The sequence below is a fragment of the Succinimonas sp. genome, assembly GCF_045225735.1.
Lineage (GTDB): Bacteria > Pseudomonadota > Gammaproteobacteria > Enterobacterales > Succinivibrionaceae > Succinimonas.
Window position 1 is genome coordinate 1 of sequence record NZ_JBGVBR010000072.1, and the last position, 3,390, is coordinate 3,390.

At 52.0% G+C, this 3,390-nt stretch carries 5 protein-coding genes; all 5 read right to left on the bottom strand.

The genetic code is table 11. The annotated features are described in order from the left end of the window. Nucleotides 1–30: 30 nt before the first annotated feature. Nucleotides 31–279, bottom strand: a complete 249-nt coding sequence (locus ACJROR_RS02535; protein ID WP_406043086.1) for a hypothetical protein — start codon at nt 277–279, stop codon at nt 31–33. Between the two features lie 51 nt (nt 280–330). Continuing rightward, on the bottom strand, nt 331–1,122 hold the full coding sequence (locus ACJROR_RS02540) for a DeoR/GlpR family DNA-binding transcription regulator (protein WP_406043088.1): 792 nt from the start codon (nt 1,120–1,122) through the stop codon (nt 331–333). 70 nt (nt 1,123–1,192) lie between these two features. Then, complete coding sequence (gene rpoZ, locus ACJROR_RS02545) at nt 1,193–1,480, bottom strand: DNA-directed RNA polymerase subunit omega (protein ID WP_406043090.1); 288 nt, start codon at nt 1,478–1,480, stop codon at nt 1,193–1,195. Nucleotides 1,481–1,664: 184 nt separating this feature from the next. After that, nucleotides 1,665–2,870 (bottom strand): hypothetical protein, encoded by a 1,206-nt coding sequence (locus tag ACJROR_RS02550; protein ID WP_406545721.1) that lies wholly within the window; start codon nt 2,868–2,870, stop codon nt 1,665–1,667. A gap of 252 nt (nt 2,871–3,122) precedes the next feature. Continuing rightward, a partial coding sequence (locus tag ACJROR_RS02555) for a hypothetical protein (RefSeq protein WP_406545722.1) occupies nt 3,123–3,390 on the bottom strand: 268 nt, incomplete at its 5' end.

The window sequence follows — 3,390 nt, forward strand, 5'->3', positions numbered from 1 at the left end:
TGATCTCAAAACTGCCGGTTAAACCAAGAGTCAGAATTCTAGCACATCCTGATCCACATCCCGGGCTTCCACGGCATAGCGCCGCAGAAATTCCTGAAAATCCTTCTCCGACTGGATCAGCATCACCTCCCGGAATTTGCCGGTATCCAGGGACTTGAAGCCGGCCATTTTCTCGCCGGTGCAGCAGCCCACGCGGATCACGGGCTTTTCCCGGGATTTGTCGTAGGGGGTTACGGCGGGTTTGCCGCCGCCGAAGGAAAAGATTTTTTCAAAAAACATGACAGTCCTGCGCGGGATTTACTAAGGTATCGTCAGACGGGGTTAACGGGATCAGCCGCCGTTGCCCCACATATCCTGAGCTACCACCACCTCCACCCGGGCGAGCTTCAGGGAACCGATAAGCTCCTCGTCATAAGGGGGCTGATCAGTCACCAGTCTGGTAACCTCGGACCAGGAAGCGAAGGTATGCACCCCGGTCTGGGCGATTTTGCTGTGATCCGCCACCACAGTGACCGCGCTGCCTCTTTTGATAATGGCGCTGTAGGTGCTGCCGATATCATAATCCGCGCTGCAAAGGCCGTCCTTAGTCAGACCGGAGGTGCCCAGAATAATATGGTTGGCATAAACCCTTTCCACGAAATTGATGGTATCCGTCCCGAAAACGCACCGTTCCCGGGCGTTGTAGGTGCCGGGGCACATCTGCACCCGGATGGTGGAGTTGGTGGCCACGGTTTCGGCCACGGCAAAGGAATCGGTAACCACCAGAAGGTCATGCTTTTCAGCGGCAAGACGGCGAGCCACATGCAGGGTGGTGGAACCGCCGGCAATAATGATCACGTCCCCGTGATTCACAAATCTGGAGACCTCCCGGGCAATATTCTCCCGTTCCCGGACAAAAAGCTGCTCCCGCTGTCCCACATCCCCGTCCGGAGAAAGAGGCCGGGAAGCGCCGCCGTAGGTGCGGTTAATGAGTCCCTTGGCTTCCAGCTCCTCCAGATCCCGTCTGATGGTCTCGGTGGAAACCTGCAGATCCTTGGCCAGATCCAAAGCCCGGATCGTGGGAGTTGCCTGGAGTTCCGCGATAATCTTCTGCTGGCGTTCAGTCTTGGAAAGTCTGGCCATAAAAACACAATCCCCCCTAACACAAAAGCCAGACTGCTAGTCTGGCTCCCGATATCATCAAAACCTGTTCTCAGTCGAATAATGCGGTGTTTTCAAGCGCCGGCATCTCAACCTCGACAATCTCATCCTCAACCTTGCGGAGAGCCCTCTTCTGATCCTGGGTGTCCAGGAAAGCTTCGGTAATCAGACCTTCTTCAATTTCGCGAAGAGCGATCACGGTAGGCTTGTCATTTTCAGGATCAACCAGGGGATCACAGCCATGAACGGAAATCTGACGCGCTCTTCTTGCGGCGTTTAACACCAGATCGAAGCGGTTGCCCATCTGTCTTACTGCATCTTCAACAGTTACTCTTGCCATTTAAAAATCTCCTGATTAAAGCGCCCCTCTATGCCTTGCTGTCTTGCCCTATTCGGCACTCTCATGAGAAGCGGTGAGTATTGTATCACAAATTTTGTCATTTAATCGCAAAGCCGGCGGAATTTCCGGAATTACCGTGCTCCGGCCGGCCGCGCGGGAATCACCCTTCGCGCCGCGACGTTTTTCAAAATAGCGGCCAGGGAATAACGCCCGTATAGAACAGAGCCCCCAAAACCATCCCCAGAGCAATCCCCAGCATCAGCGGCCAGAGGAAACGGAAGCCCCTCCTTGCCCGCCGGGGTGTTCCGGAGGCCGGATCCCAGACGCTGTCTCCGGCATTTCCTTTTAAAGATTTTTTTTCATTCTCTTTCTCAAGCCGGGCCTTGGCCTTCTGAAAAGCCTTGTGATCCCGGCTGGTCACCTCGGGAACGGCGATAAAGCGGTTAAGATAGGAGAGCCGGGCTTCAGAGCCTGCGGAGAGCTGCGGCAAAAGAGAAAGATCCGCCTTCCGGAGAAGTTCTTCCTCGCAGGAACGGTTGCGCGCGGCGGCAAAATCAGTGATCTCGCTGAATTTGGCGATCCCGGAGCTCTCGGCATAAAGGGAGTAAACCACCGAACAGACGGAATGCTGATTTCCCAGGGGCCAGCGCAGGACTTTGGAAAGACGGGGATAGAGCTGCGCAATTAAAAGAGGTTCTCCGGTATCCCTGCTGAATGCCAGAAGCTCGATAAAAGCCCCCTTCCGGCAGACTCCGGTAAAGACTGCTTCCCGGCCCCGATCCTCCCGGGTCATTTCCAAAGTGCCGGACAGGAAGGCGGCCACCTGCTGAAAAGCGGGATTGTCCTCCGAAGAATCAGAGTCAGGGGAAGGCTCAGGGGAAGAAGACTCAGGCTCAGGCGCAGACACCGGATTGTTATCCTGATGGGCCTCAGGATCTGCCGCCGTATTCTCCTGAGCCTCAGGAGCCGGAGCGGGATCCTGTTCCCGGACTTCAGAAGCCGATTTCTCGTCCGGACCCCTGACATCATCATTTGAACTGTTTGAACTGGATGTACCGGTCAGAAGCTCCGTAAAGCGACGGGAATAGAGCTTAATCATGTAAAGATCGCTTATGGAGTTCTCGGGGGATGTTTCCGGAGATTTCTCAGCGTTGCTGTTCTCCCCGGAGCGGAAACCCTGCTCCGCCGGACTCTTTTGTTCTCCGCCATCTGTTTTATCCGGAGCATTATCCGGCACCGGAGAATCAGCATCATTCTCCGGTTCTGTCCCCTGAAATCTTCCCAGAATTTCCGCAAAAAGCCCGCTGTAATCTCCGCCGTATCTAAGGCCGGGATCCTTCAGTGGCCGGGGGAACATCCGGGCATCCATGTAAAGCTCGTATAGCTGCATGACCAGTGCTTACCTCTGTACTAAATCAAACAGGAAATCGCTTCCCGAGGGTAATTATACACCAGGGACAGGATAAATCACCGATGTGTCGATCCACGACGTTTTTGCTTTCCGGCATCAACATCATACCGACAGCTTACTTGACGTATGGGTTAAATGACAACCAGTCAGAGAAGTAAGAATAATATAACTGAAGATATCTGATTAAAGCTTCTTACTTCAAATTACAGTTGTATAGTACCAGATCTTATTTCACAAGGAAGTCATTAAACTCAATAATTTTTCATGATAAAGATTCATCAAAAACATTCCAAAATCATTTTTAAATTTAAACTGCTCTGATTTTAAATTCTCAAACAACTGAAGAAACACATCTTGTGTCAGAGCGAAAGGGACTTCGCCTTTCTTATAATCGACATTGAAATTCTTATAAATAAATTTCACAAAAAGCTCCTCATATTTACCGGACTGCATTGGATCAACAAAATGATTATTACTTTCACAGGTATTTTGCCAATCT

Bases quoted from the DNA above. Each gene is read 5' to 3' on its own strand.
- ACJROR_RS02535 (WP_406043086.1), bottom strand. From the start codon at position 279: ATGTTTTTTGAAAAAATCTTTTCCTTCGGCGGCGGCAAACCCGCCGTA.
- rpoZ (WP_406043090.1), bottom strand. From the start codon at position 1,480: ATGGCAAGAGTAACTGTTGAAGATGCAGTAAGACAGATGGGCAACCGC.
- ACJROR_RS02550 (WP_406545721.1), bottom strand. From the start codon at position 2,870: ATGCAGCTATACGAGCTTTACATGGATGCCCGGATGTTCCCCCGGCCA.
- ACJROR_RS02540 (WP_406043088.1), bottom strand. From the start codon at position 1,122: ATGGCCAGACTTTCCAAGACTGAACGCCAGCAGAAGATTATCGCGGAA.